This window comes from Arthrobacter globiformis, from assembly GCF_030818015.1.
In the GTDB taxonomy this organism is placed as follows: Bacteria; Actinomycetota; Actinomycetes; order Actinomycetales; family Micrococcaceae; genus Arthrobacter; species Arthrobacter globiformis_C.
In genome coordinates this window covers 3,450,551-3,475,073 of sequence record NZ_JAUSZX010000001.1, presented here as the reverse complement: position 1 = coordinate 3,475,073, position 24,523 = coordinate 3,450,551, and the positions used below count along the sequence as shown (strand labels likewise).

Below are 24,523 nucleotides of genomic sequence, written 5' to 3'. Positions count from 1 at the left end.
GAAGGCGAGTGGCCGGAAGGTTGTTGCTACCGCCTGCGCGTCACCCGAATTTCAGGGCTATTCCGCGTACGCCTAGACTGGTGGCCATGAAGGTTTTGGTTACCGGCGGCGCCGGCTACATCGGTTCACACACGGCTTTATGCCTGCTCGAGGAGGGGCACGACGTCGTCGTGCTGGACAACCTTATGAACTCGAACATCGAGGCAGTCCGCCGTGTTGAAGAGCTCGCCGGCAAGAAGGTGGAGTTCCGCGAGGCCGACCTGCTCGACGCTGTGGCTGTCGATCAGGTCTTCGCGGAGGGCGGCTTCGACGCCGTCATCCACTTCGCGGGCCTGAAGGCCGTCGGCGAGTCTGTGGCGAAGCCGCTCTGGTACTACAAGAACAACGTGGTGGGCACGCTCAACCTGCTTGAGAGCATGGAGAAAGCCGGTGTTCGGCGGCTGGTCTTCAGCTCATCGGCTACCGTCTACGGCGCCTCCGAGCACGTTCCCCTGATCGAGAAGTCGCCGCTGGATGCAACGAACCCCTACGGCAGGACGAAAGAGCAGATCGAGGACATCCTGTCCGACCTGAGCGACGCCGACCCGCGGTGGAGCATCGCGCTGCTGCGCTATTTCAACCCCGTGGGCGCCCACGAATCGGGACGCATAGGCGAAGACCCGCGCGGGATCCCCAACAATCTCTTGCCCTTCGTTGCGCAGGTCGCGGTGGGACGGCGCGAGAAGGTCATGGTTTTTGGCAACGATTACCCGACGCCCGACGGAACAGGGGTCCGCGATTATATCCACGTCATGGACCTGGCGGCCGGTCACCTCGCAGCGCTGAACTACCTTAAGACGAAGACCGGCTCGTTCCGGTGGAACCTCGGAACCGGCCGCGGTTCGTCCGTGCTCGAGGTCATCGAGGCCTTCGGCGCTGCCGCAGGCCATCCCGTTCCCTACGAGTTCGCTCCGCGCCGCCCGGGGGATGCGGCTGTGAGCTACGCCGACGCTTCTGCAGCCTTGGCGGACCTGGGATGGTCCGCTCACCGTGATCTGGCGCAGATGTGCGCTGACCACTGGCGCTGGCAGAGTGCAAAATCCCTACGGTTACGCCGGTGAAGGTGGAACTGCTGCCTCCGAGACGTAACATCTGCGGATGGCCGGTTGCCGTACACAGGCGCTTCGGTTGGGTTATCCACATTCTTAATCCTGTGACTTGGCTCACGGGGTAGCTTCCCTTAGCTTTAACCCAGATGTACTGCCTCCGCTGGGGGCGGCAGTCGTTCGGGGGAATTCATGGATGCAGTACGCATTGTCGAGGATGAAGTCCGGGAGCTGATCCGTCGGCGGGGTCTCGATCCGTTGCACCAGACTGCCGAGGTCAGGCGGCTCGTCGAAGCTGCCGTGACCGACTACGACGAGCGCGCCCTCATGGGTCCGCTTCCGCCGCTTGGGCCACTGGAGTCAGCCCGGCGGTTTGTCTTTGATGCCGTGGCCGGGTTCGGGGTCCTCCAACCTCTGCTGGATGATCCGGGGATCGAGGAAATCTGGATCAACGCACCGACGGAAATCTACGTTGCACGGAACGGTGAATCCGAACTCACATCACTGAGCCTTACGGATCAGCAGGTCCGGGACCTGGTTGAGCGCATGCTGAAGAGCTCGGGTCGGCGGCTGGACATCTCATCGCCCTTCGTGGATGCAGCCCTGCCTGACGGGTCCCGCCTGCACGTGGTGATTCCGGATATCACCAGGCGCCACTGGGCCGTGAATATCCGCAAGTTCGTTGTGAAGGCAACCCGGCTGGATCATCTTGTGGAACTGGGCACCCTGACCCCGCAGTCCGGGCGATTCCTGGGCGCCGCCGTCGCAAGCGGACTCAACATCCTGGTCTCAGGTGCCACGCAGGCGGGAAAGACCACGCTGCTGAACTGCCTCGCAGCCAGCATAGGAAGCCGAGAGCGCGTCGTTACGGTCGAAGAGATCTTCGAGCTGCAGTTTCCGCTGCGCGATGTGGTCGGGCTGCAGTGCCGGCAGCCCAATCTGGAAGGCGAAGGAGAAATCCCGCTCCGCCGGCTGGTCAAGGAAGCCCTTCGCATGCGGCCTGACCGCTTGGTGGTGGGCGAGGTTCGGGAAGCAGAGAGCCTCGACATGCTGATCGCCCTTAACAGCGGCCTTCCTGGGATGTGCACCGTTCACGCAAATTCAGCCCACGACGCGGTGACCAAGATGTGCACGCTCCCGCTGCTCGCCGGTGACAACATTTCCAGTGCGTTTGTGGTTCCGACCGTGGCCTCGTGCATCGATCTGGTGGTTCACTGCAGCCGCCTTGCGAACGGGCGCAGGCAGGTGACGGAAATCCTCTCCCTGGGCAGACGGGTCGAGAACGGAATTATCGAATCCTCGATGATTTTTTCTATGATCGGCGGCCTGCTGGAGCCGACGGCCAACACCATGCCGGCGGAGGAGAAATTCGCGAGGGCTGGTTATGAAGTCGCGGCGCTCTTGGACCCGCGCTAATGGCTGCATTGTTGGGAGTTCTGACAGGTGCCGGGCTGTTCCTGATCTGGTGGTCGGCCTGGGACCAGCCCGTGCGCCCCAAGCGTGGACCGCGGACAAGCCGTCTCCATGACCTCTTGTTGTCGGCCGGCATTGAAAAAGTCACCGGCGCCGGTCTCGTCGGCAGCTGCCTAGGCCTTGGCGCTTTTGCGACCCTGGCCTTTTTCGCCGTGAGCAGGTCCTGGCCCATTTCCGTTTGCTTTGGCCTGTTCGGCGGCTGGCTTCCGGTGGCGGTGGTCAAATGGCGGGCCAAACGACGCAGCGCTGTCCTGCGGCGGGTATGGCCCGACGTCGTCGATCACCTGCGGTCGGCCATCCGGGCTGGGCTGTCTTTGCCGGAGGCACTGATACAGCTGGGCGACAAGGGCCCCGAGGAGCTGCGGCAAGTGTTCCGCGACTTCGGCTCGGATTACCGCTCTGGTGGCCAATTCGACGCGTCCCTTAACAGGCTCAAGGAACGGCTGGCGGACCCGGTAGCCGACCGCATCATCGAGGCACTCAGGCTTACCAGGGAGGTGGGCGGCTCCGATCTCGGCAAGCTGCTCGGGACGCTCGCAGAGTTCCTGCGCGAAAGCGCCCGGACCCGCAGCGAGCTTGAAGCGCGGCAGTCGTGGACAGTCAACGCCGCCAGGCTGGCCGTCGCGGCCCCGTGGATCGTCATGCTGCTGCTGGTCAGCCGTCCGGAGGCCGTGGCTGCATACAACACCCCCATCGGGGCGGCCGTGCTGTTGGGAGGCCTGGTTGTCTCGCTGGTGTGCTACTCGGTCATGCTGAAGATCGGAGCCCTCCCGGAGGAAGAGAGGGTGTTGCGATGACTACCGTGCCAGCGGCCGCGATCGTCTGTGGCGCACTCCTCGGTGCCGGCCTGTGGCTCCTTCTTGTCAGGCTGCCGTTTATGCGGTCCGTCAGTTTCGTGGAACGCATCGAACCGCAGCTCAGGGCCCAAAACCTCGAATCGAGGCTCCTGCGGGCGGAGGAACACATCCTGACTCCGTTTGGTCCCCTCGAGCGCATACTCCGCCCGCTGATCAGGGAAGCAACAGCCAAACTGGCCCGGTTCAACCTTGGCTCCGCAGCCCTCAGCCGCAGGCTCGCCCAGGCACGAATCGACAAGTCGCCCCTGGACTTCCGGGCCCAGCAGCTCTTCTGGGCACTCTGCGCGTTCATCGCCGCTGTCAGTGTCATTGTTGTGGCAGCGCTGGCCGGGAGGTTCAGTCCTGTCCTGGCCGTGGCGGTCTCAGTCGGCTGCGGGATCGGCGGATTCCTGTTCCGTGATTACTGGCTGGGTGTGCAGATCAGGCGGCGGGAGGAACGCATGTTGGCTGAGTTCCCGAGCCTGGCGGAGATGATTGCGCTTGCGGTGGGCGCCGGGGAAAGCGCCACTGGTGCCCTCGACCGCGTGTGCAGGACGGCAAGGGGCGAGCTCTCCAAGGAATTCAGCAGGGTCCTGGCCGAAACCCGGGCGGGGAAGCCCCTAGTTGAGGCGCTCCAGGAGTTTTCCGCCCGGACGGATCTCGGGCCGCTTATCCGCTTTGTTGACGGCATCATCGTGGCGGTGGAACGCGGAACGCCACTGGCCGAAGTCCTGAGGGCCCAGGCCCAGGACGTCCGGGACACGGCCAAGCGTGAGCTGATGGAGTCTGCCGGCAAGAAGGAAATTGCGATGATGGTGCCGCTTGTCTTCGGGGTGCTGCCCCTGACAGTGGTGTTTGCCGTGTTCCCCGGAATAGCGGCACTTAGCCTGAATTTCTGACGCCGCTGCTCCGGCAACCGCTGGCGGAGGCCATGCCCAACAAATACCCAACTCGGAGAAAAGGGAAGCACATGACATTCATGGCCAGGCACGGACTTGCACTAGTCGCCGCAGTGACGGCGCTGATCGGCCACTCCTTGGCCGCCGTCCCGCGCCCCCGGAAGATTTCGACTTTCGCGGACCATCCCGAGCGCGGGGATGTGCCCGGCTGGGTCATGATCACCTTGATGTCCGCCGTACTTGTTGCCGCACTGCTGGCCCTGGCCGGTCCTGCCCTGGAGGCCATGTTCAATCAGGCGATGGACACGGTCGGAAAGTAGCCAGTGGACGGGACCGGCGCGGACACCTCCGGGCGCGAGCACGGTGCTGCTGTGGTCGACTTTGTGCTCGTGGGCGCCCTGCTGACCATGTTTTTTGTGTCCATCATCCAGCTCGCGCTCATCCTGCACGTCCGGAATACACTCATCGACGCTGCGGCGTCTGGCGCCCGGTACGGGACCCTGGCCGACCGCAGCGCGGCCGACGCCAGGCGCCGCACCGGCGAGCTCATCGCTACGGCGCTCAACGCGGACTTTGCCCGCGACATCGAAACGCGCGAAGTCTCATTCCAAGGGCTGCGGACGCTGGAAGTGACCGTCAGGGCCCCATTGCCGGTCATCGGTTTGATCGGGCCGCGCGAAGGGCTGGAGGTCACCGGACATGCCGCGATCACCGGCTGACCCCAGGCGGCGGCACTTGACCAGCAGCGTTGCGGGCAGGCTCCGGGAGGCTCTGTGCCTTGACGGCTGTGGGAGCCCCGGCACTCTCCGTGCCCACGGCGGCCGCCGCCCGGAAAACCTAGGGGGCGACGACGGGCAGCGGGGGAGTGCGGTCGTCGAGTTCACGTTCCTTGGACTGCTCCTCATGGTGCCCGTGGTCTACTTCATCATCACAGTTGGCCAGATCCAGGGCGGATCTTTCGCAGTGGTGGGGGCAGCTGACCAGGCGGCCAAGGTCTTCGTAACCCAGCCCGCGGCATCGTCGGGCCGGGCGGCAGCAGAGCAGGCTACCATGCTGGCGCTTGCCGATTACGGCCATCCCGCCGGGAACGCCAGCGTCGAGATCCGCTGTGACTCCGGCGGCGACTGCATGGCGGCGGGCTCCGCGGTCACCGTCACCGTACGGCTCACCGTGCCGCTGCCTTTCGTGCCCTTCGGGGAAGCACTTCGCCTCAACGCCGGCCAGCTGAGCGCTTCGGCCACCCAGGTTGTGGGCAGGTTCCGTTGACGCCTCCTGCGGCCGGCCGCACACCTGCCGGACCAGCGCGAACGAGCCGTGATGAGGGCGGACAAATGACAGTCCTCATCATCGGATTCGTCATGCTGGCCCTGCTGGTCAGCACCGTGGTCATGGCGGCGTCCAGCCTTTACATCGAGCACAAGAAGCTCCTGTCGCTGGCAGACGGCGCCTCGGTGGCCGCCGCCGACTCCTACACGCTCGGCCAGGTCGAAACGGCCGGCGGCACTCCCTCGGCACTGCTGAATGGTGACAGGGTCCGGAACGTCGCAGCCGACTATCTCAGCCGCAACGGCGCCTTCGGGCGGGTCGACGGGCTGGCCGTCGCGGCGGGAACGGGGACGCCCGACGGTTCCACCGCCGTCGTGGTTCTCAGCGCCACCGTGCACCCGCCGGTGGTCAACTTCCTCATCCCGGACGGCATCACCATTGGGGCCTCATCCACGGCGCGCTCGCGGTTGACCCGGTAGCGGGCCGCAGGCCCGCTACACCTGCTACCGGCGCAGCCGGTGAGGGAGGATAGCGTACGCTTAAACAACCATGGCTCAAATTGATTTTGCTGCAGAAATCCGCGCACTGCGCGGCACCTATACCTCCATCGAAAATGTCACCGATATCGAGGCGCTCAAGGAAGAGATCGCAGAACTGAGCGAGCGGGCCGGCGAGCCGGACCTCTGGGACGACCCCGCAGCCGCCCAGGTCATCACCTCACGGCTTTCGCACCGCCAATCCGAGCTGGAGCGGCTGAACACCCTGGCTTCCCGCATCGATGACCTTGAGGTGCTGGTGGAACTTGGCCAGGACGAGGACGACGCCGACTCCATGGGCGAGGCGGAGGCGGAGCTGGAGTCCATCCGCAAGTCGCTGAAGGACCTTGAAGTCGTCACCCTGCTTGCCGGCGAGTACGACGAGCGTGAGGCCGTGGTCACCATCCGCTCCGGAGCCGGCGGCGTCGATGCCGCGGACTTCGCCGAGATGCTGCTGCGCATGTACCTGCGGTGGGCGGAGCGCCATGGCTACCCAACCACCGTCATGGACACCTCCTACGCCGAAGAAGCGGGCCTCAAGTCCGCCACCTTCGAGGTCAATGCGCCGTACGCTTTCGGCACGCTCAGCGTCGAGGCGGGAACACACCGGCTGGTCCGGATCAGCCCGTTCGACAACCAGGGACGCCGGCAGACCTCCTTCGCTGCCGTGGAAGTCATTCCGCTCATCGAACAGACGGACTCCATCGACATCCCGGACAACGAAATCCGCGTCGACGTCTTCCGCTCGTCCGGCCCTGGCGGCCAGTCGGTTAACACCACCGACTCCGCCGTCCGCCTGACGCACATACCCACTGGCACGGTGGTGTCCATGCAGAACGAGAAATCGCAGCTGCAGAACCGCGCCGCCGCGATGAGGGTGCTCCAGTCCAGGCTTCTGCTGCTCAAGAAGGAGCAGGAGGACGCGGAGAAGAAGGCCTTCGCCGGTGACGTCAAGGCATCCTGGGGCGACCAGATGCGCTCCTACGTCCTGAATCCGTACCAAATGGTCAAGGACCTCCGGACCGAGCACGAGGTGGGAAACACCTCCGCCGTGTTCGACGGCGCCATTGACGACTTCATCGAAGCCGGGATCCGCTGGCGCACTGACAACCGCAACGCAGAACGCTAGACGCGCCAGGGGCAAGGGACCTAATCCGCGACACGCCCCTCTGACTCCCGCCTGAGCATGGCAGCCCGTGCGTATAGTCGAGAGGCCGGAGCTCAACTTCCCCCTAGTGAAAGCCCCCGCACCGGTTGCAGACCATGCCTTTAAAGCCGTGTCCTGCAGGGTTTTAGGGTCATGATCCGTTTCGAAAATGTCACCAAGGTCTACGACCAGAAAGCCAGGCCCGCCCTGGATTCTGTCAGCCTTGAAATTGACCGTGGTGAATTCGCCTTCCTCGTCGGCGCGTCAGGATCCGGCAAGTCCACGTTCCTGCGCCTGGTCCTCAAGGAAGACCGCGCCACTTCCGGCACGGTCTACGTCGCCGGCCAGAACGTAGCCAACATCTCCAGCTGGCGCGTGCCCCGCCTGCGCCGCGGAATCGGGGTGGTGTTCCAGGACTTCCGCCTGCTGCCGCAGAAAAACGTCTTCGCCAACGTAGCCTTTGCCATGCAGGTCATCGGCAAGAGCCGCAGCGTCATCCGCGACACCGTCCCTGAGGTGCTCAAAACCGTTGGCCTGGAGGGCAAAGAGAAGCGCATGCCCCACGAGCTCTCCGGCGGTGAGCAGCAGCGGGTGGCCATTGCCCGGGCCGTGGTCAACCGCCCCGGCATCCTGCTGGCCGACGAGCCCACCGGCAACCTGGACCCCACCACGTCCATGGGGATCATGGGGGTGCTGGACAAGATCAACCAGAACGGCACCACAGTGGTCATGGCCACGCACGACGACGACATCGTCAATGAGATGCGCAAACGCGTTGTGGAGCTCAAGAACGGCAAGGTCATCCGCGACGAAGCCCGGGCCCTCTACACGTCGATGATCCCGGTGGTCGGCCAGTCACGCAGGCTCAAGGACGCCAGCGGACGCGACGACGAGGCCGCCCGCGACCAGGCAGGGGAGGGGCGGCTGTGAGGCTCCAGTTCATCCTCGGCGAGATCGGCGGCGGCCTGCGGCGCAACCTCTCGATGGTCGTTTCCGTCATCCTGGTGACCTTCGTGTCCCTGACCTTCGTGGGCGCCGCCGGGATGCTCCAGCTCCAGATCAACCAGATGAAGGGCTACTGGTACGACAAGGTCCAGGTGGCCATCTTCCTGTGCGGTGAAGGGTCGACGGCGGCCGGCTGCGCCTCGGGACCGGTGACGGCCGAACAGCAGGACAACGTGCGGACCCTGCTGGAATCGCCCGCAGTCGCCCAGTACATCAACGACTTCCAGTTCGAATCCAAGGACGACGCCTACAAGCACTTCAAGGAGCAGTTCTCGAACTCTCCCATCGTCGATTCGGTTACGCCGGACCAGCTCCCCGCCTCATTCCGGATTAATATGAAGGACCCCGAGAAGTACCAGATCATCAGCGAGACCTTCGCCTCGCAGCCGGGCGTGGAAACTGTCATCGACCAGCGGCAGGTCCTGGAGCGGCTCTTCTCCGTGATGAACGCGGCGTCCCTCGTCGCAGTGATCATCGCAGGCGTGATGACGGTGTGCGCCATCCTGCTCATCGCCACCACCATCCGCCTCTCGGCGTTCAGCCGGCGCCGGGAAACAGGAATCATGCGGCTCGTGGGCGCTTCCAAGACAGTAATCCAGCTGCCCTTCATCCTCGAAGGCGTGATCGCCGCGGTCATCGGCGCCGCCCTCGCGTCAGGAACGCTGTGGGCCGTGGCCCACTTCTTCCTGGGCGAGTACCTGTCCAAGCAGTATCCGGATACGGCGTTCATCTCGCCGGCCCAGACCCTGCTCCTCGCCCCGGCACTCGTCGGGCTGGGTGTTGTTCTGGCGGGCACTTCATCTCTGCTCACGCTGCGCCGATACTTGAGGGTGTAGGCCATGCTCACCGAAGGAATGCCCATGACGAGTTCCGGCAGGCCCATGCGAAAGAGCCCCGCGGGGCGCCAGCGCAGGATTCTCAGTGCCGCAGTGGCACTGGTGCTGGCCGCGAGCCTGGGTGCGTCATCTCCCGCCGCCTTCGCGGACGACCTTGAGGACCAGCAGGCCGCCCTGAAGGCCGAAGCCGCCCGGGTCCAGCAGTCGCTCGAATTCGTCGATGCAAAAATTTCCAAAGCAGCCGGGGACCTCGTGATCTACCGGGGACAGCTTCCGGCCGCGCAGCAGGCGCTGCTCGAGGCCCAGGGCCGCGTGGCGAGTGCCGTCAAGGAAGTGGAAGCCCTCGCTGCCAGGGTGGATCTCGCGCAGCAGAACAAGGCCAAGATCACCCAGCAGCTGGATGCCGACAAGCAGAAGATCGCCAGCACGAAGAAGCTGATCGGCCAGATCGCCACCCAGGCCTACAAGTCCGGCGGCGTGCCCTCAGACCTCACCCTCTTCTTCGGTTCCAACAACACCGGCAGCCTCACAGACACGATGGACCTGGCCGACCAGGCGCTGCGGAGCCAGAACTCCGCGATGGACAAGCTCACCCAGCAGAACGCCACCAACGTGAACTCGCAGGCCCGGCTGCAGGCAGTCGAAGCCGAGATCAAGGACCTCAAGGCCAAGGCTGACGCGGCGCTTGCCAAAGAGAAAGCCGCCCGCGACGAGGCCGCCGCCAAGAAGGCCAAGGTGGACAAGCTCATCGCCGACACCACCCGCCTGAACAACGAACTCGAGGCCGCCAAGCCCGGAATCCAGAAGAAGCTGGCAGCCGTCAAGGCACGCCAGGACGCCGTTGCCGCCGAAATCGTCGAGCGTGACCGCAAGCTGCGCGAGGCGTGGCTCGCCGAGCAGCGTCGGATCGCCGCCGCTGCCGCCGCGGCGGCGAAGGCCAAGGGCGAGGAAGCAAAGCCTTACGTGCCGCCCGTAGCAGGGCCGCCGTCGGCCTTTGGCCTCCGCCACCCGTTCCCCGACAGCGTACCCATCACCTCCGGTTTTGGATGGCGTGCGACGCCGCCCGGAACAATCGACTTCTACGGCACCGGCGGTTACATGCACACGGGCATTGACTTCGGCGCCGCCTGCGGCACGCCGGTGTACGCAGCCGCAGCCGGCACAGTTTTCTCAGCCGGCTGGGCGGACGACGGCGGCGGAAACAACGTCAAGATCTCGCACGGCGTGGTCCAAGGCAACTCGCTGACCACGATCTACTACCACAACACCAGTGTGGTGGTCTCGGTGGGACAGCAGGTCAGCCAGGGCCAGCTCATCGCCTATTCGGGCACCACCGGAAACTCTACGGGCTGCCACTCGCACTTTGAGACCTGGCTGAACGGCGAGGCGGTTGACCCGATGCGCCTGCTCTGACGCGGGGGCACCGGCCACCCGGCGACGCGGGCCCGCCGGCGCACCTGCCGTAGAATAGTAAGACTTTGTTCCGGTGCCGCCGGAACAGCCAGTACCGAGAACTGAGGAGTTGAACCGTGCCCAAAGAAAGTGGCCGTAAAGTCGTGGCCACCAACCGGAAGGCCCGGCACGACTACCACGTCCTGGACACTTACGAGGCGGGCATAGCGCTCATGGGGACGGAGGTGAAGTCCCTCCGCGAAGGTCACGCATCCATGGTCGACGGGTTCTGCACGTTCTACAACGACGAGCTCTGGATGGAAGGCATCCACATCCCTGAGTACAACCAGGGCAGCTGGACCAACCATGCGGCGCGCCGGCGGCGGAAACTCCTGCTGCACCGCGAAGAACTCATCAAGATCTCGCACAAGATCCGTGAATCAGGTTTCACGATTGTCCCGCTGCAGCTGTATTTCGTGGATGGCCGGGCCAAGGTGGAAATTGGCATCGCCCGCGGTAAGAAGGATTACGACAAGCGCCAGACCCTTCGCGAGCAGCAGGACAAGCGCGAGGCCCTGCGCGTCATGCGGGAACGCAACCGGCGCTAGGCCTGCGCGGCCGACGCGCGGTGCACCGGCTGGAATGATTTGGCGCCCCAATGCGTTATGATTGGTAGTCCGGCAGGGATCAGGTTTCGAACCTGCGTCTGACCGGTTTGGTAACAAAATACGGGGATGATCGGTTTCGACGATGTTAGTCGCGACAGGTGAAGCGGGCCGAGGATGCAGAATTATCTCGTAAACGCTGTCTGCAAACCAATAAGTGCCGAATCTAAGCGCACTGACTTCGAACTCGCTGCTTAAACAGTAGTTCAGTCCGTCAGCCCGGGGATGCTATCGCCCCGGATCCTGGCGTCATTTAGATAGCCACTGCTGTTTGCTCCCGTCATCGGAGTAAACGGGACTCTTAGATGACTGGGCCCGGATCAGCTGCCTGTTTGCAGGACGGCTGGGGCCGAGAAAATCCGACGCAAACTGCGCCCGGAGAAGCCCTGACAACACGACATCGGACGGGGGTTCAATTCCCCCCATCTCCACAAAATCCCGTTACCTGACGGGGAGCGCCCGGACCTCGGTCCGGGCGCTCTTTGTTTAAGCCCCTGACCCAGTCCGCGGCAGCTGTTGCTGTTCACCCACGGCGTAGCCCGCACGGGACTACCCACCCTGCCGGCGGGGTTGTGACAGGTATCACGAATCCAGTGATGTGAAACCAGCGGTAGGGAGGCATGCCATGTCCACGGCGGCTGCAAACGAACCGGGTCCCGTCGACGACGGCGCGGCCCTCGACTCCTATTCGGAGACGGTCATCAGGGTGGCCAGGACCGTCACACCCCATGTGGCTGCCATTGAGATGACGGGGAACCGGCGCAACGGACGGTTCCGGGTCGGCGCCGGATCCGCTGTCCTCTTCACCGAGGATGGCTACCTGCTGACCAACGCCCACGTGGTTGCCGGGACCCAGAAAGGACACGCCGTCTTCGCTGACGGCTCCGGTACTGCTCTTGAGGTGGTGGGCGCGGATCCGTTGTCCGATCTCGCTGTGGTCCGGGGCCGCGCCCCGCATGTCGCGCCGGCGGAGTTCGGTGACGCCGAGTCGCTGCGGGTGGGGCAGCTGGTGATAGCCGTCGGGAACCCCCTGGGACTCTCGGGCTCGGTGACGGCAGGTGTGGTCAGCGGACTGGGACGTGCCATCCCTGTCTGGGCCGGACGCAACCGCAGGGTCATTGAGGACGTCATCCAGACCGACGCCGCCTTGAATGCCGGCAGTTCCGGCGGGGCACTGGCCGACTCACGAAGCCGGATCGTGGGGATCAACACTGCGGTGGCCGGTGCCGGGCTGGGGCTGGCCGTTCCCATCAACAGCACGTCGCGCCGGATCATCTCCGCGCTCCTCTCGGACGGCCGGGTGCGGCGCGCCTATCTCGGCGTGGTCAGCACCCCGATCCGCCTGGCTGTCAGCGAAGTGGTCCGAACCGGCCAGCGGGAGGGGCTGCGCGTGGTGGAGGTGCTCTCCGGTTCCCCGGCGGAGCAGGCAGGGCTCCGGACTGGCGATGTGCTGCTGCGGGTAGGCTCCCGCCCGGTCAGCAATGCCGAGAGCCTGCAGAAACTCCTCTTCGCCGAGGCCATCGGCGTCCCGATGAACATAGCCGTCCTGCGCGACGGACACCTAACCGATGTGTCGGCGGTTCCCGGCGAAATGGCGGACTGGGGATAGGCACAGGAACCGGACACAAAGAACGGGGTGGCCAGGAAATCCCTGGTCACCCCTAATCTATGTTTTCCAGCAATCAGCGTTTCTTCAGATGCGCCACAGGGTCCGGGGCTCCCTCAATTGGGGCCTTGGCCTTCTTGTCCGCGCGTTTCTGCTTGATCGTTTTGCCTGCTTTTTTCTGCTGTTGCTGGTGCGGCGACTTGTCCGGCATGGCGTGCTCCCTCGTCCGAGGAGCAGGAGAGTGCCCCTCCCTACGTAAATTACGCCTGTTCCAGCCCAAATGTAACTGCCCAAGTTCGCCGCCCGCGCAGATCACCTTGTCCGTCTACCAGGCCCGTCAGCCGGCGACGTCGGCGATTCCCACGAACCTGGTGCCCACGCCGTCGAACTCGCTCCGTACGAACCCGGGCGCCGGCCGGGGCACTTCGGAGGGGCGGTGATGCGCGCAAACGACATACGTGAACTCGGGCCACCACTTCTTTGGCCGGGCAGCCTCCTCGTAACCACAGACCGCGCAGACGAGATGCACCCACACCGGCCTTTTCCCTGTCCGGTTAGCGCGCGACTGGACGAGCCAGGCGGGGGGATTGTCCAGTAGCTCGCCTAACTGGGCTTCGGTCAGAAGCTTGGGAATGCCGTGGCGCTGCGCCATTTCCAGTGGTACATCCAGGGCAATTGCCGCATCACGTCTGCTGATCATCCACTCCACGATACGGTAAGTCATGAGCGATGCCAGCCAGACCACCGCGCCCACGCGCCTCCAGCGACAGGTACTGACGGTCGCGATCGTGGCGTCCTTCATGGCGATCCTTGACAGCTTCGTCGTCAGCCTGGCGCTGCCCGCCATCGGCAGGGAACTCGGCGGCGGCCTCCGCATCCAGCAGTGGGTGGTGGACGCCTACCTCCTGACGCTGGGCGCACTCATTCTGGCGGCAGGCTCACTTTCAGACCACTTCGGACGGGTGCGTGTTTTGCAGTGGGGGCTGGGCGGTTTTGCCCTCACCTCGGTCCTCTGCGGGGCAGCCTGGACCGGCGAAATACTGGTGGTCAGCCGGGGGCTGCAGGGAGTGGCCGGAGCGCTTCTGGTGCCCAGCTCGCTCGCGCTGATCGTCAGCCACTTCGACAGTGACGCCCAAGGGGCGGCCATCGGCAAATGGTCGGCGTGGACCAGTGCTGCCGCCATCGCGGCCCCCTTGATCGGAGGTGTATCCGTGGATCTGCTCTCGTGGCGGGTCATCTTCTTCGTCAACGTCCTGCCGGCGGCGGCCATCTGGCCCGTCCTGGCCAGGCTGCGGAAGGCCGATGCTGCCACCAGCGCTGCCGGCAGCATCGACATTGCGGGGGCGCTTCTGGCCGTCGTTGCGCTTGGAGGACCCGTCTACGCGCTGATCGAGCAGGGGAGCGCGGGCTGGGGCAGCCCGCAGGTCTGGCTGCCGCTCGCCGCAGGTCTCGTGGCCACAGTGCTTTTCCTCATCCATGAATCGCGGACAGCCGCGCCGCTCCTGCCCCTGGGCATGTTCACGGTGCGCAACTTCGGCTGGGGCAACATCGCCACGGCCGCGATCTACGGCGGGTTTTCCCTCGGGTTCTTTGCACTGGGCATCTACATCCAGCAGGTGGGCGGCATGAAGGCGACCACCGCCGGCCTGGCTCTGCTGCCATCCACGGTGATCCTGATGCTGTTGGCATCGTTCTTCGGGGGCCTCGCCGGCAAGTTCGGGCCGCGGTGGTTCATGACCGCCGGGCCGGTGCTGTGTGCTGCCGGATTCCTGCTCACGCTGTCCATTGGCGGCTCCCTGAACTACTGGACCCAGGTCCTGCCAGGGCAGGTGGTCTTCGGCCTCGGCCTTTCCATGACGGTGGCACCCCTGACAGCGGCCATCCTGGGTTCCGTGCCTGAGAAGCAGGCGGGCGTGGGCTCCGCGGTGAACAATGCGGTTTCACGAATCGCCGGCCTCGTCTGCATCGCGTTTGCGGGCTTCATCGTCGGTCCCGAGCTGACGACGCCGGGCCTGCACCGCGCGCTGCTGGCCACGGCCGCGCTGCTGTTACTGGGTGCAGCCTGCTCCGCCGTCGGAATCCGCAACCCAATGAAAGTTAGCCGCCGCTGACCGCGATTCCTGCCGCGGCAGCAGCCAGCCCCAGCAGCAGGTTGGCGAGGATGTTGGCGGCGGCGGCGAGGTAGCGCCGTTCACTGGCCAACCGCACCGTGGCGGTGGTCCAGGAACTGAAAGTGGTCAGGCCACCGGCGAACCCGGTGGCCAGGGCAGAGTGCCATTCCGGGCCGAATACCGAAGTGACGCCCACGGACAGCCCGATCACGAACGAGCCGGCCACGTTGACCAGCAGGGTAGCCCAGGGCCAGTGCCGCCGCGGCGACGGGAACCCGGCCAGCCAGCCGTCCACAGCGAACCTGAGGAGGGCGCCGGCGACGCCGAAGAGGCCCACGAGGAGCGCCGTCACGGACGCACCCCACGAGGAGCGCCCAGCACCCTGCCGGTCCGCCAGCCGGCTGCTGCTGCCGCCAGCCCTAAAAACACAGAGAGTCCGACATAGAGAAGTCCCGATCCGGGGAGCCCGGATCGAGTCAGCTGGTCCGTGGAAAATACGACGGCGGAAAAGGTGGTGAAAGAGCCCAGGACGCCCGGTCCGATGGCCGCACGGAGCCAGAACGCAGTCTGCGGCCGCGCGATCCAGACGGTGGTGAGGGCCGCCAGCACGAAGCTCCCAACGATGTTGATGCCCAGCGTGGCCCACGGCAGGTCTCCCGGCCGGTCCGGGCACAGCAGTCCCAGCACGTACCGCAGCTCCGTGCCCAGCAGTCCGCCGGCGGCCACGGCCGTCCAGACCCGCCAACCGTAGCCGGAGCCCATCTTGGAGGCAGCGCCGGTGCGACCGGCCAGGGGAGCCCGCAACTGTGCCTACAGCCCGGCCATGCGGCAGCCGGGATGCGCGGAGTCGCTGTGGATCCACAGCGCGGAGGCCACTTCGTCGGCGAGGTCAACGTCGCGGCTGGTCCCGGGGGAGCCGATGCGGACCACGAGCGCACCGCCGAAGGGTTTGCGGCCGCGCACCTCGACGTCGGCGTCGAGGCTGATCCTTTCCGCCGCGAGGTAGCGCAGCAGCTCCGGGTTCTCGTCGCTGATCCGGGTGATCCTGCCGGTGTGGCCGTCGTCGAGCTCGATCATCCGGTGGGCCGACGGCATCCGGACGGTTCCGTCAGCCGAGGGGATGGGATCGCCGTGCGGGTCCCGTGACGGGTTGCCCAGCCGGGCTGCCAGCCTCTCAATGAACGTGTCCGAGACCGCGTGTTCCAGCTGTTCGGCCTCGTCGTGGACTTCGTCCCAGCTGTATCCCAGGTCCTTGACCAGGTACGTCTCAATGAGCCGGTGCCGCCGGACCATGGAGAGGGCAAGCCGGACGCCCTGGGGCGTGAGCGTGATGGCGCTGTACGGCTTGTGGAGGACCAGCCCCTGGTCCTTGAGCTTGCGCACCATTTCGGAGACCGAGGAATTGGCCACGCCGAGGCGCTGTGCAAGCTGGGTGGAGGTGATGGGCTTGTCCTGCCATTCCGTGAAGGAATAGATGACCTTAACGTAGTCCTCGATTGAGGAGGAGGGCGTAATGGTCTTCACAGCTTCAAGCCTACCTGCTGCCACCAGGGCGTTCCGCCCTGACAGCCCGCCAGGTCTGGGTGAGGTAGGGGAGCTGCAACAGTTCGCCCTCGGCATGCCCCAGGTGCTCGTGCAGGTACCAGGTCAGGTTGCCGGTCACCTTGGCGCGGGTGGCATCGTTGGCCGCGAGGTAATAGCTGCGGGACTTGGCCAGTTCGAGGATGTCGTCCGGGGTGACGGGATCTTCCCACCGCGTTAAATGGCTTTCCAGGGACGTGAATTCCGGGCCGATTTTCGGGCGGAAATCCGGTTTATGGACGTCCCCCGCGTGCATGATGCGGGACAGCCGGTACACCCACGGCACTGATGTGTCCAGCTGGTTCCAGATCAGGCCCAGCACCCCGTGGGGCCTGAGGATCCGGGCAATTTCCGTGCTGGCCCGCAGCGGGTCGCACCAGTGCCACGCCTGGGCAACGCTGACCACATCGAACGACGCCCCGGGCAGTCCGGTTTCCTCCGCCGTCCCTTCCAGAGCTTGAACCCGGGGGTAGGCGCGGCAGAGCTGCTCCAGCATGTCCACGGAAGGGTCCACCGCGCTGACGCTCAGACCGCGTTCCACCAGCAATGCCGTGAATTTACCGGTTCCGGCGCCGAGGTCGGCAGCGGTGCGGGCCCCGGCTGGAATGAGCCAGTCCGCGGAATCACCAGGGTAGCCGGGACGAACGCGGTGGTAGTGCTCGCCGCCGTCCTGGAAGCTCTGCCCCAGCTCCTGCCGCCGCCCGTGATGAAGTTTGGGACCGCCACGTGCCACGCACAGTCTCCTTAGCCCGACGTCGAAAATTACCTTTTCGAATTTACCGCACGGGGACCGCTGCCGAAGGAGGCCTGGGTGGCGACTAGTCCTGCGAGCAGGGTGCGGCGCCGGCGGTGCCGGGGGTGTTGGGTGCCCATTCGGGGTAGGTGCGGGTGTCGTTCGCCGGAACCCAGCGCCCGGCGTCCACCACGTAGTCCCAGCCGAGGCCGGAACGGCGGAGCTCCTCGATTCCGGCGAGCAGCCGCTGGACGTCCTCGAGCCGCGATCCCACCCCGAAGCTGGCGCGCAGGGAACCGGATGGAAGGCCGAGGCGCTTCAGCAGCGGGTGCGCGCAGAAGCGGCCATCGCGCAGGCCCACGCCGTGTTCGGCCGACAGGTAGGCGGCCACCAGACCGGCGTCGTAACCCTCCACGGAGAAGTTGACCACGCCAATGGCGTCGTCCGGGTCGCTGTCCTCGAAGATCTGGTGGACGGTGACGCCGTCGATCTTGCGCAGCCCCTCGACAAGGAAGGACCGGATGGCGGCTTCGTGGGCGTGCCAGTGCTGCGGATCAAGGGCAGCGATGACCTGGGTTGCCCGGGCCAGTGTGGCAGCGCCGAGCACATTGGGTGAGCCGCCCTCGTGGCGGGCGGGGCCGGTGGCCCAGCTGACGCCGTCGAGCCTGGCCTCGCTCACGGCGCCGCCGCCGGCGAGGTGGGGTGTGCCGGCATCGAGCCAGTCCGGGCGGCCGATCAGGACGCCGGCCCCGAAGGGGGCGTATAGCTTGTGGCCGGAGAAGGCGAGGTAGTCGACGTCGTCCGCGGCGATATTGACGCGGCGGTGCGGCGCGAGTTGCGCGGCGTCCACCACGATCCGGGCGCCGTATTCATGGGCCAGCGCAGCGAGGCGCCGGATGGGAAGGATTTCGCCGGTGACGTTGGAGGCGCCGGTCACCGCAAGGAGGCTGACATCGCCGTGCTCAAGTTCGGTGCGCAGGCTGCTGATGGTGGCTTCCACCGTTTCCGAGGCCACCACGCTGCGGTGCGGCACGCCCTGCCACGGCAGCAGGTTGGCGTGGTGCTCGATGTCCAGGTACAGGACTTCACCGGTGTGGTGGTGGTCCTCCACAGGCAGGCAACCGGCCAGGAGGTTGAGGGAGTCGGTGGTGTTCCGGGTGAAGATGACGGCGTCATCGGCGCGGCCGCCCACGAACTCCCGCACAATGCTCCGTGAGTTCTCGTACACGGAGGTGCTGATCTGCGAGGCATAGCCGGCACCGCGGTGCACGCTCGCGTAGTACGGCAGGATCTCGTTGAGGTACGCAGAAACCACCGACAGCGCAGGCGCGGAGGCGCCGTAATCGAGGTTGGCGTAGCGGATGTGGCCACCCTGGATCAGCGGAGCCTGGATTTCTGCGCCGGTGACGGCGGCCAGGGGACGGCCGGCGGCGGCGAACCGGCCGTCCAGCACGCCAGCGTCGGTGGTGGAAGAAATGGTTGCAGTCGTCATGGGACCTCACTGAGAAAGGACCCCGTGTGACGGGGATCCGCGCTTGCCGGGTCCGTTCCGGATCGGCCTGGTCGTCACCCGGGGCACCCCACCGCGAATGGAGGGTTGCCGGCCAGCTAACCGGGGTTTAGCGCTGGCACTCGTGACCTGTTACGAGACTAGGACATCCGGACGGGCGATGAAAAAGCCAATCAGGAATGTTAAGCGGATTATTACGCGGCCCGGATATCGGGCATTCGGCCGCATAAACGACGGCGGACGCCACCAAAAGGGGGCGCCCGCCGTCGTTATATTCAGCGCTAGGGCGCCGGGGCAGGAGAGGGCACCTAGAGCAGGTCGTCCAGCTGCGGGTTCAGGCGCTTCAGGACTTCCGAGTGCAGGATCGAATTGGTCGCCAAGGCGTTGCCGCCGAACGGGCCGTCGGTGCCTTCGAGGGAGGTGAAACGGCCGCCTGCCTCCGTCACGATCGGCACCAGTGCCGCCATGTCATAGAGGTTCAGTTCCGGTTCGCAGGCGATGTCCACCGCGCCTTCTGCCACCATGCAGTAGGACCAGAAATCGCCGAAAGCGCGGGTGCGCCACACCTCCTGGGTGAGCTGGAGGAACTCATCGAGGTTGCCGCGGTCCTTCCAGCCGCCGAGGCTGGAGTAGGACAGCGAGGCGTCGGCGAGGCTGGAAACGTTGGATACCTTGAGCCTCGTGGCGGCGGCCAGGGAACGGCCCGAGTAGGCGCCGGCGCCTTTGGCGGCCCACCAGCGCTTGCCGAGCGCAGGGGCGCTGACCACGCCCACGACGGGTTCGCCCTCGTCGACGAGGGCGATCAGCGTGGCCCAAACCGGCACCCCGCGAACAAAATTCTTGGTGCCGTCGATGGGGTCGATGATCCAGCGGCGGGAACCGTGGCCGGAGCTTCCGAACTCCTCACCGAGCACGGCATCGCGGGGACGGGAGCGGGACAGCTGGCCGCGGATGGACTCCTCGGCGGCCTTGTCCGCATCGGTGACCGGCGTCAGATCTGGCTTCGTCTCGATCTGGAGGTCCAGCGCCTTGAACCGGCTCATGGTCTGGTCGTCCACGGAATCGGCCAGCACATGGGCCAGACGCAGGTCATCGTTGTACGTTGAAGCGGGTTGGGTCATGGTTCCAAACTACCCTCAAAGGCCCTGCGGGGCGGGGAGGCAGCCGCCGGGCTGCGCCGGGGAAGGCTAACCGACGCTGCCGAGTTCCTTGGTTTCCTGGGCCTCCATGCGCGGGTCGGTGCCCAGCAGGCGGCGCAGGGACGCGAGCCTGGCTGCTCCCGTTGGGCCGGCATGACCGGCCGCAACCCACGCGTCCACACCGCAGTTGACGGCAGTGGCGTCGTGCTTGCAGCCGCGTTCGCAGGCCTCGGTGCCCGGCTCAAGGTCGGGGAAGGAGTGCAGGATACGGTCCGGGTCGACGTGGGCCAGCCCGAACGAGCGGATGCCCGGCGTGTCGATGATCCAGCTCCCCGCCGGGGCGTCAGCAAGCCTGAGGGCGAGGGCCGACGACGAGGTGTGCCGCCCGCGGCCCGTCACGGCGTTGACGCCGCCGGTGGCACGTTCGGCCCCGGTCAGCGCGTTCACCATGGTGGATTTGCCGACGCCCGAATGCCCCAGCATCACGGTCACCTTGCCGTCCAGGTGGGCGCGGAGTTCGGACACGGCGGCAACGTCGAGCCGGGCGGAGAGGCCGTCGTCGGACCGGGCGTCGATGCCGGATGCTTCCGAGTCAGCCGTGCGGCTGATGATGACCGGAAAGTCGAGGTGGCGGTAGTTGTCCAGTAGTTCGGTGGGGTCTTTGACGTCCGCTTTGGTGACCAGCAGCAGTGGTTCGATCCCGGCGTCGTAGGCTGCCACCAGCGCCCGGTCGATGAAGCCGGTACGGGGTTCCGGGTTGGCGGCAGCGACCACCACCACCAACTGGTCCGCGTTGGCAACAACAGCGCGTTCCACCGGGTCGGTGTCGTCGGCGCTGCGGCGCAGCAGGGTCTTGCGGTCCTGGATTTTCACGAGCCGGGCGAGGGTGTCCGGCGCGCCGGACACGTCGCCCACGAGGGACACGAAGTCGCCGGCCACCACGGGGGAGCGGCGCAGTTCCCGGGCCCGGGCGGCGATGACCGTCCGCTCGTGGCCGGAGTCCTCGCCTACGACTGCTGTGTAACGCCCCCGGTCAACAGTGATGATCCGTCCGGTGACGGCGTCCTCGTGGCTGGGGCGGTCCTTCGTCCGGGGCCGGGAACCTTTCTTGTTCGGCCGGATCCGGACGTCGGATTCGTCCCAGGAATCAGTGCTGCGTGCCACCGGTGGTCCCCGCGGTGTTGGTCACTGCGCCGATCCGCTGGCCGAGCATGTCCGCCCACAGCTTGGGGAAGTCCGGCATGGTCTTGGACGTCGTGGCGATGTCCTGCACTTCCACACCCCTGACCGCCAGGCCGAGAATGGCTCCGGCCGTGGCCATCCGGTGGTCGGCATAGCTGTGCACGACGCCGGCGTGCAGTTCCGAGGGCCGGATGATGAGTCCGTCGGCGGTTTCCTCGGCATCGCCGCCGAGGCGGTTGATCTCCGTGACCAGCGCGGCGAGCCGGTCCGTCTCGTGTCCCCGGAGATGGGCAATGCCGCTCAGTCGCGAGGGGCCCGAGGCCAGCGCGCACAGCGCGGCGACGGTAGGTGCCAGTTCGCTGGTTTCGGCGAAGTCCGCGCCTTTGATTTCACTGCCGCCGGTCACCGTCAGGGTTCCGTCCTGCAGGGTGACCGCTGCCCCCATGTCACTGAGGATGCTGCGCCACATGTCGCCCACCTGCGTGGTGCGCTCGGGCCAGTCCGGAATCCGCACTGTGCCGCCTGTCGCCAGTGCAGCAGCCAGGAACGGGCCGGCGTTGGACAGGTCCTGTTCGATACGCTGGTCGAACGCACGGATCGGGCCGGGGCTGACAATCCAGTGGTTGGGCTTGGAGTCATCCACCGCTACGCCCGCCCCGCGCAGCACGGCAACGGTCATGTTGATGTGGTCAAGGCTCGGAACGGTGCTGCCGGAGTGTTCCAGATGCAGGCCGTCCGTGAATCGTGCCCCCACCAGCAGCAGGGCGGAGACGAACTGGGAGGACGCGCTGGCGTCAATGACGAGGTGCCCGCCGCGGACCTGCCCCGTGCCTTCAACACGGAACGGCAGCGAAGCTGGCAGTCCGCCGTCCTCTCCGCTGACGGTTACGCCGAGGCCTGCAAGGGCCTCGATGATGGTCCCCATCGGACGCTCCCGGGCATGGGGATCGCCGTCGAAAATGGTGGCGCCGCTGCGGAGTGCCGCCAGCGGCGGGACAAACCTCATGACGGTTCCGGCAAGGCCGCAGTCGATGGCGGCGTCGGCACCGCCGGAGTTGGCCGGAATCGGCGTCACCTCCAGGTCCGGGCCGAAGGCGCCGTCGCCCGGCACCTCCCGGATGTCCGCGCCCAGCTGGCGCAGGGCTGCGATCATCAGCGCTGAGTCGCGGGAATGCAGCGGTGCCCGGAGCCGGGACGGCCCGTCGGCCAGGGCGGCGAGCACCAGGTACCTGTTGGTCAGCGACTTTGAGCCCGGCACGCGGACGGTGGCGTCAACCGGCTGCTCCGCAAACGGCGCGGGCCAGTGCGGAGCAGCGCCGGAGTCTTCAGCGGACGCGCCCATGGGTGATGCTGACATTCCCGCTTATGCCCCCACCGCGTGGTCAACAGCCTTGCGGACTGCCTTGTCGGCCTTGCGGACCGCCTTGTCGGCACTGTGCAGCTTCTTTCCGGTGGTCTTGCGTGCGTCGGCGGCGAGGTGGCTCGCGGTCTTCCGCGCGTCGGCAGCGAGGTGCTCTGCGCGCCAGGCCAGGCTCGGTTTGCCGGCTGTGTCCACTGAGGCGAGCAGCACACCGCCGGTGAGGGTGATGTTCTTGAGCAGCTGGTTGCGGCGGGCGTCCCGGCCCTCCCTGCTGCTGATGTCGGCGCTGCGCCATTCAACGAAGGCGTTCAGTGCCGAGATGACGGCCAGCACCGAGGCCGCCAGGCGCGCAGATTTGCCGAGCGCGAAGAGTACGCCGGCACCCACCTGCGTTCCGCCGATGATCCGTGCCAGCACCTTTTCGTTCGTCTGGAACGGCAGGGCCTCAGAGGCGCGGCGCAGGAGGGGCGACAGTTGCTGCGCGGTGTCGTCCGCATTCCTGAGCTTGTCCGTTCCGGCGAGGATGAAACTTGAGGCCAGCATCGGCCGGGCAAAAAAGCGGGCAAAGGACATGAATTTCCTCCTGGATGGCCGAGCCGCGGTGGCCGCGGCGGAGTCGGTTCTAGTCTTGCACTTTTGCGGAATATTTGCCCACCGCGCGTCGTTGTGCACTTCAGGCCGGAAGCAGTCTGCAGGGGGCGTCCTGCACGGTTTCCGGTGTTTGGCGGCGGCTGGGGGATGGCCGGAACCGGCAAGAGCACGGACAGCCGCACGAACGCGGGTCTTATCAAGCGTGTCCTAATAGGCGGAGTGGAGATGGAGCATTGACTTTGGTGAAGGAAGCTGTGGGGGTGCGAAGTCCCGCCAGGATGCGGCCGTTTGTGGTGCCGGAAACCGACGCGCTTGAGGCAGGGAGTGCCTTCCCGGGCCAGGACGGCTTCCCCGGCCCGGACTCCGGTACGGCACGTCGTCAGGGGCGGCCGGCGCCGATCAAAGTAGACTTGAAGGCAATGAGCACCGTGGATCCGGCCGTACAGGCCGCACAGGAGGACGCCGCCAACGGCATCCCGGAGAATGGCACGTCACCCGCCGCTGAAGCGGCAGAGGATATCGACGTCGGCTCGGAGAGCGCCGAAGCGCGCCGGGCCCGGTTTGAGCGCGACGCCATGCAGTACGTGGACCAGCTGTATTCGGCGGCCATGCGCATGGCGCGGAACCCGGCCGATGCCGAGGACCTCGTGCAGGAGGCGTATACCAAGGCGTTCTCGGCGTTCCATCAGTACAAGCCGGGCACCAACCTGAAGGCCTGGCTGTACCGGATCCTGACGAACACCTACATCAACCTGTACCGGAAGCGGCAGCGGGAACCCCTGCAGTCCAATTCGGACACCATCGAGGACTGGCAGCTTGCCCGTGCCGAGTCCCACACTTCCAGCGGTCTGCGGTCCGCGGAGGCCGAGGCTTTGGACCACCTGCCGGATTCGGACGTCAAGCGGGCCCTGCAGGCCATCCCGGAGGAGTTCCGGCTGGCCGTGTACTTCGCCGACGTCGAGGGCTTCGCGTACAAGGAAATTTCGGACATCATGAACACCCCCATCGGCACTGTGATGTCCCGGCTCCACCGGGGCCGGAAGATGCTGCGGGACATGCTGGCGGACTACGCCGCCGACCGGGGATTCAAGGCTGCTGCAGACGCCACGGCGGCAACGGAAAGCAAGAAACAGGAGAACGCGAAATGAGCGACTGCCAGGGATTGGGCGATTGCGATGACACAAGGATGCAGCGCATCTACGAGTATCTGGACGGAGCTTTGACCCGCAGCGACCTTGCGGAGATCAAGCACCACCTCGATGAGTGTCCGGAATGCGCCCAGCAGTACGATCTTGAGTGCGTCATCCGGAAAGTAGTGAAGCGTTCCTGTACCGAGGCGGCGCCGGAAAACCTTAAGAACGCGATTCTGGAACGGATCCACACCATCCGGCCGGTGGACGCCTGACGGGTTTCCTGACTTAAACGCGATGCCCCCGCTACCTTGCTGGTAGCGGGGGCATCGCGTTTAAGCTTCGGTTCAAGCCGTGGCTTAGGTGTTGGGGCGCTTCCCGTGGTTCGCGCCGCCACGCTTACGGTCACGACGCTTACGTGCACGTTTGCTCATAGCTGG

General features: G+C 65.9%; 28 protein-coding genes, 1 other RNA gene, 1 pseudogene and 1 riboswitch. Of the genes and pseudogenes, 18 read left to right on the top strand and 12 right to left on the bottom strand.

Going from position 1 to position 24,523, the window contains the following annotated elements; translation table 11 throughout:
* Window positions 1–86 precede the first annotated feature (86 nt).
* The 15 genes and pseudogenes from galE (at window position 87) to QFZ23_RS16225 (ending at window position 12,749) form a co-directional block, all read left to right on the top strand.
* Window positions 87–1,128 (top strand): annotated as a pseudogene (gene galE, locus QFZ23_RS16295) (UDP-glucose 4-epimerase GalE).
* 149 nt (window positions 1,129–1,277) lie between these two features.
* On the top strand, window positions 1,278–2,501 hold the full coding sequence (locus QFZ23_RS16290; protein WP_306924456.1) for a CpaF family protein: 1,224 nt from the start codon (window positions 1,278–1,280) through the stop codon (window positions 2,499–2,501).
* A complete protein-coding gene (locus QFZ23_RS16285; RefSeq protein ID WP_306924454.1) occupies window positions 2,501–3,355 on the top strand; it encodes a type II secretion system F family protein in 855 nt (284 codons plus the stop codon). The genes QFZ23_RS16290 and QFZ23_RS16285 overlap by 1 nt, the downstream gene beginning before the upstream one ends.
* The gene (locus QFZ23_RS16280; RefSeq protein ID WP_306924453.1) at window positions 3,352–4,293 is read left to right on the top strand and encodes a type II secretion system F family protein; all 942 of its coding nucleotides are present in this window, start codon (window positions 3,352–3,354) and stop codon (window positions 4,291–4,293) included. Before QFZ23_RS16285 ends, QFZ23_RS16280 begins: the two co-directional genes overlap by 4 nt.
* An 80-nt stretch (window positions 4,294–4,373) precedes the next feature.
* Window positions 4,374–4,613 (top strand): hypothetical protein, encoded by a 240-nt coding sequence (locus tag QFZ23_RS16275; RefSeq protein ID WP_373427945.1) that lies wholly within the window; start codon window positions 4,374–4,376, stop codon window positions 4,611–4,613.
* A gap of 3 nt (window positions 4,614–4,616) precedes the next feature.
* Complete coding sequence (locus QFZ23_RS16270) at window positions 4,617–5,012, top strand: TadE family protein (protein ID WP_306924450.1); 396 nt, start codon at window positions 4,617–4,619, stop codon at window positions 5,010–5,012.
* A complete protein-coding gene (locus tag QFZ23_RS16265; protein ID WP_373427888.1) occupies window positions 4,993–5,559 on the top strand; it encodes a hypothetical protein in 567 nt (188 codons plus the stop codon). Before QFZ23_RS16270 ends, QFZ23_RS16265 begins: the two co-directional genes overlap by 20 nt.
* A 65-nt stretch (window positions 5,560–5,624) precedes the next feature.
* Window positions 5,625–6,038 carry a pilus assembly protein TadG-related protein gene (locus QFZ23_RS16260; protein WP_306924448.1) on the top strand — a complete coding sequence of 138 codons (414 nt, stop codon included), beginning with the start codon at window positions 5,625–5,627 and terminating at the stop codon, window positions 6,036–6,038.
* A gap of 70 nt (window positions 6,039–6,108) precedes the next feature.
* Window positions 6,109–7,224: a peptide chain release factor 2 gene (gene prfB / locus QFZ23_RS16255; protein ID WP_306924447.1), complete on the top strand. Its 1,116-nt coding sequence runs from the start codon at window positions 6,109–6,111 to the stop codon at window positions 7,222–7,224.
* Between the two features lie 171 nt (window positions 7,225–7,395).
* Window positions 7,396–8,172 carry a cell division ATP-binding protein FtsE gene (gene ftsE, locus QFZ23_RS16250; RefSeq protein ID WP_306924446.1) on the top strand — a complete coding sequence of 259 codons (777 nt, stop codon included), beginning with the start codon at window positions 7,396–7,398 and terminating at the stop codon, window positions 8,170–8,172.
* Window positions 8,169–9,083 carry a permease-like cell division protein FtsX gene (gene ftsX, locus QFZ23_RS16245; RefSeq protein WP_003804884.1) on the top strand — a complete coding sequence of 305 codons (915 nt, stop codon included), beginning with the start codon at window positions 8,169–8,171 and terminating at the stop codon, window positions 9,081–9,083. Before ftsE ends, ftsX begins: the two co-directional genes overlap by 4 nt.
* Before the next feature lie 45 nt (window positions 9,084–9,128).
* Complete coding sequence (locus QFZ23_RS16240) at window positions 9,129–10,496, top strand: peptidoglycan DD-metalloendopeptidase family protein (protein WP_373427944.1); 1,368 nt, start codon at window positions 9,129–9,131, stop codon at window positions 10,494–10,496.
* A gap of 116 nt (window positions 10,497–10,612) precedes the next feature.
* A complete protein-coding gene (gene smpB, locus QFZ23_RS16235; RefSeq protein WP_306924442.1) occupies window positions 10,613–11,083 on the top strand; it encodes an SsrA-binding protein SmpB in 471 nt (156 codons plus the stop codon).
* Window positions 11,084–11,205: 122 nt separating this feature from the next.
* Window positions 11,206–11,574, top strand: a transfer-messenger RNA (tmRNA) gene (gene ssrA / locus QFZ23_RS16230).
* Between the two features lie 191 nt (window positions 11,575–11,765).
* The gene (locus tag QFZ23_RS16225; protein ID WP_306924440.1) at window positions 11,766–12,749 is read left to right on the top strand and encodes a S1C family serine protease; all 984 of its coding nucleotides are present in this window, start codon (window positions 11,766–11,768) and stop codon (window positions 12,747–12,749) included.
* A 73-nt stretch (window positions 12,750–12,822) separates the two neighbouring features.
* Here the strand turns inward: QFZ23_RS16225 and QFZ23_RS16220 are convergent, their stop codons facing one another.
* A complete protein-coding gene (locus tag QFZ23_RS16220) occupies window positions 12,823–12,957 on the bottom strand; it encodes a hypothetical protein (RefSeq protein WP_306924438.1) in 135 nt (44 codons plus the stop codon).
* Between the two features lie 126 nt (window positions 12,958–13,083).
* On the bottom strand, window positions 13,084–13,446 hold the full coding sequence (locus tag QFZ23_RS16215; protein ID WP_306926897.1) for a hypothetical protein: 363 nt from the start codon (window positions 13,444–13,446) through the stop codon (window positions 13,084–13,086).
* 22 nt (window positions 13,447–13,468) lie between these two features.
* Between QFZ23_RS16215 and QFZ23_RS16210 the strand changes: the two genes are divergently transcribed.
* Window positions 13,469–14,857, top strand: coding sequence for an MFS transporter (locus QFZ23_RS16210; protein WP_306924436.1), 1,389 nt, complete (start codon window positions 13,469–13,471; stop codon window positions 14,855–14,857).
* On the opposite strand, the gene QFZ23_RS16205 is transcribed toward QFZ23_RS16210, so the two are convergent.
* The 9 genes from QFZ23_RS16205 to QFZ23_RS16165 all read right to left on the bottom strand — a co-directional run bounded on the left by QFZ23_RS16205 (window position 14,844) and on the right by QFZ23_RS16165 (window position 22,935).
* The gene (locus QFZ23_RS16205) at window positions 14,844–15,209 is read right to left on the bottom strand and encodes a fluoride efflux transporter FluC (protein ID WP_306924434.1); all 366 of its coding nucleotides are present in this window, start codon (window positions 15,207–15,209) and stop codon (window positions 14,844–14,846) included. The genes QFZ23_RS16210 and QFZ23_RS16205 overlap by 14 nt on opposite strands.
* The gene (locus QFZ23_RS16200) at window positions 15,206–15,661 is read right to left on the bottom strand and encodes a fluoride efflux transporter FluC (RefSeq protein ID WP_306924432.1); all 456 of its coding nucleotides are present in this window, start codon (window positions 15,659–15,661) and stop codon (window positions 15,206–15,208) included. Before QFZ23_RS16200 ends, QFZ23_RS16205 begins: the two co-directional genes overlap by 4 nt.
* 6 nt (window positions 15,662–15,667) lie before the next feature.
* A complete protein-coding gene (locus QFZ23_RS16195) occupies window positions 15,668–16,381 on the bottom strand; it encodes a metal-dependent transcriptional regulator (RefSeq protein ID WP_306924430.1) in 714 nt (237 codons plus the stop codon).
* 10 nt (window positions 16,382–16,391) lie between these two features.
* The gene (locus QFZ23_RS16190) at window positions 16,392–17,171 is read right to left on the bottom strand and encodes a class I SAM-dependent methyltransferase (protein ID WP_306924429.1); all 780 of its coding nucleotides are present in this window, start codon (window positions 17,169–17,171) and stop codon (window positions 16,392–16,394) included.
* An 85-nt stretch (window positions 17,172–17,256) separates the two neighbouring features.
* Entirely contained in the window at window positions 17,257–18,663 is a 1,407-nt protein-coding gene (locus QFZ23_RS16185; protein WP_306924428.1) for an aminotransferase class V-fold PLP-dependent enzyme, read from the bottom strand.
* A 34-nt stretch (window positions 18,664–18,697) separates the two neighbouring features.
* Window positions 18,698–18,811, bottom strand: a riboswitch (SAM riboswitch).
* Between the two features lie 178 nt (window positions 18,812–18,989).
* Window positions 18,990–19,802, bottom strand: coding sequence for a histidinol-phosphatase (gene hisN, locus QFZ23_RS16180; RefSeq protein WP_306924427.1), 813 nt, complete (start codon window positions 19,800–19,802; stop codon window positions 18,990–18,992).
* A gap of 66 nt (window positions 19,803–19,868) precedes the next feature.
* Window positions 19,869–20,984 (bottom strand): ribosome small subunit-dependent GTPase A, encoded by a 1,116-nt coding sequence (rsgA, locus tag QFZ23_RS16175; RefSeq protein WP_306924426.1) that lies wholly within the window; start codon window positions 20,982–20,984, stop codon window positions 19,869–19,871.
* Window positions 20,968–22,344, bottom strand: a complete 1,377-nt coding sequence (gene aroA, locus QFZ23_RS16170; protein WP_373427943.1) for a 3-phosphoshikimate 1-carboxyvinyltransferase — start codon at window positions 22,342–22,344, stop codon at window positions 20,968–20,970. Before aroA ends, rsgA begins: the two co-directional genes overlap by 17 nt.
* A gap of 21 nt (window positions 22,345–22,365) precedes the next feature.
* The gene (locus QFZ23_RS16165) at window positions 22,366–22,935 is read right to left on the bottom strand and encodes a DoxX family protein (protein WP_306924423.1); all 570 of its coding nucleotides are present in this window, start codon (window positions 22,933–22,935) and stop codon (window positions 22,366–22,368) included.
* A 437-nt stretch (window positions 22,936–23,372) separates the two neighbouring features.
* Between QFZ23_RS16165 and QFZ23_RS16160 the strand changes: the two genes are divergently transcribed.
* Window positions 23,373–24,101, top strand: coding sequence for a sigma-70 family RNA polymerase sigma factor (locus tag QFZ23_RS16160; RefSeq protein WP_306924422.1), 729 nt, complete (start codon window positions 23,373–23,375; stop codon window positions 24,099–24,101).
* Window positions 24,098–24,358, top strand: a complete 261-nt coding sequence (gene rsrA, locus QFZ23_RS16155; protein ID WP_306924421.1) for a mycothiol system anti-sigma-R factor — start codon at window positions 24,098–24,100, stop codon at window positions 24,356–24,358. Before QFZ23_RS16160 ends, rsrA begins: the two co-directional genes overlap by 4 nt.
* A gap of 84 nt (window positions 24,359–24,442) precedes the next feature.
* Here the strand turns inward: rsrA and QFZ23_RS23795 are convergent, their stop codons facing one another.
* Entirely contained in the window at window positions 24,443–24,517 is a 75-nt protein-coding gene (locus QFZ23_RS23795) for a 50S ribosomal protein bL37 (protein ID WP_369299106.1), read from the bottom strand.
* Window positions 24,518–24,523 lie beyond the last annotated feature (6 nt).

Excerpts from the sequence above, each read along its gene's own strand:
- rsrA (WP_306924421.1), top strand. The coding sequence starts at position 24,098 with ATGAGCGACTGCCAGGGATTGGGCGATTGCGATGACACAAGGATGCAG.
- QFZ23_RS16185 (WP_306924428.1), bottom strand. The coding sequence starts at position 18,663 with ATGACGACTGCAACCATTTCTTCCACCACCGACGCTGGCGTGCTGGAC.
- QFZ23_RS16165 (WP_306924423.1), bottom strand. The coding sequence starts at position 22,935 with ATGTCCTTTGCCCGCTTTTTTGCCCGGCCGATGCTGGCCTCAAGTTTC.
- QFZ23_RS16220 (WP_306924438.1), bottom strand. The coding sequence starts at position 12,957 with ATGCCGGACAAGTCGCCGCACCAGCAACAGCAGAAAAAAGCAGGCAAA.
- QFZ23_RS16285 (WP_306924454.1), top strand. The coding sequence starts at position 2,501 with ATGGCTGCATTGTTGGGAGTTCTGACAGGTGCCGGGCTGTTCCTGATC.
- hisN (WP_306924427.1), bottom strand. The coding sequence starts at position 19,802 with ATGACCCAACCCGCTTCAACGTACAACGATGACCTGCGTCTGGCCCAT.
- QFZ23_RS16160 (WP_306924422.1), top strand. The coding sequence starts at position 23,373 with ATGAGCACCGTGGATCCGGCCGTACAGGCCGCACAGGAGGACGCCGCC.
- QFZ23_RS16260 (WP_306924448.1), top strand. The coding sequence starts at position 5,625 with ATGACAGTCCTCATCATCGGATTCGTCATGCTGGCCCTGCTGGTCAGC.
- QFZ23_RS16210 (WP_306924436.1), top strand. The coding sequence starts at position 13,469 with ATGAGCGATGCCAGCCAGACCACCGCGCCCACGCGCCTCCAGCGACAG.
- QFZ23_RS16275 (WP_373427945.1), top strand. The coding sequence starts at position 4,374 with ATGGCCAGGCACGGACTTGCACTAGTCGCCGCAGTGACGGCGCTGATC.
- ftsE (WP_306924446.1), top strand. The coding sequence starts at position 7,396 with ATGATCCGTTTCGAAAATGTCACCAAGGTCTACGACCAGAAAGCCAGG.
- QFZ23_RS16290 (WP_306924456.1), top strand. The coding sequence starts at position 1,278 with ATGGATGCAGTACGCATTGTCGAGGATGAAGTCCGGGAGCTGATCCGT.
- QFZ23_RS16280 (WP_306924453.1), top strand. The coding sequence starts at position 3,352 with ATGACTACCGTGCCAGCGGCCGCGATCGTCTGTGGCGCACTCCTCGGT.
- QFZ23_RS16225 (WP_306924440.1), top strand. The coding sequence starts at position 11,766 with ATGTCCACGGCGGCTGCAAACGAACCGGGTCCCGTCGACGACGGCGCG.
- QFZ23_RS16240 (WP_373427944.1), top strand. The coding sequence starts at position 9,129 with ATGCGAAAGAGCCCCGCGGGGCGCCAGCGCAGGATTCTCAGTGCCGCA.
- QFZ23_RS16215 (WP_306926897.1), bottom strand. The coding sequence starts at position 13,446 with ATGATCAGCAGACGTGATGCGGCAATTGCCCTGGATGTACCACTGGAA.
- prfB (WP_306924447.1), top strand. The coding sequence starts at position 6,109 with ATGGCTCAAATTGATTTTGCTGCAGAAATCCGCGCACTGCGCGGCACC.
- aroA (WP_373427943.1), bottom strand. The coding sequence starts at position 22,344 with ATGGGCGCGTCCGCTGAAGACTCCGGCGCTGCTCCGCACTGGCCCGCG.
- QFZ23_RS16265 (WP_373427888.1), top strand. The coding sequence starts at position 4,993 with ATGCCGCGATCACCGGCTGACCCCAGGCGGCGGCACTTGACCAGCAGC.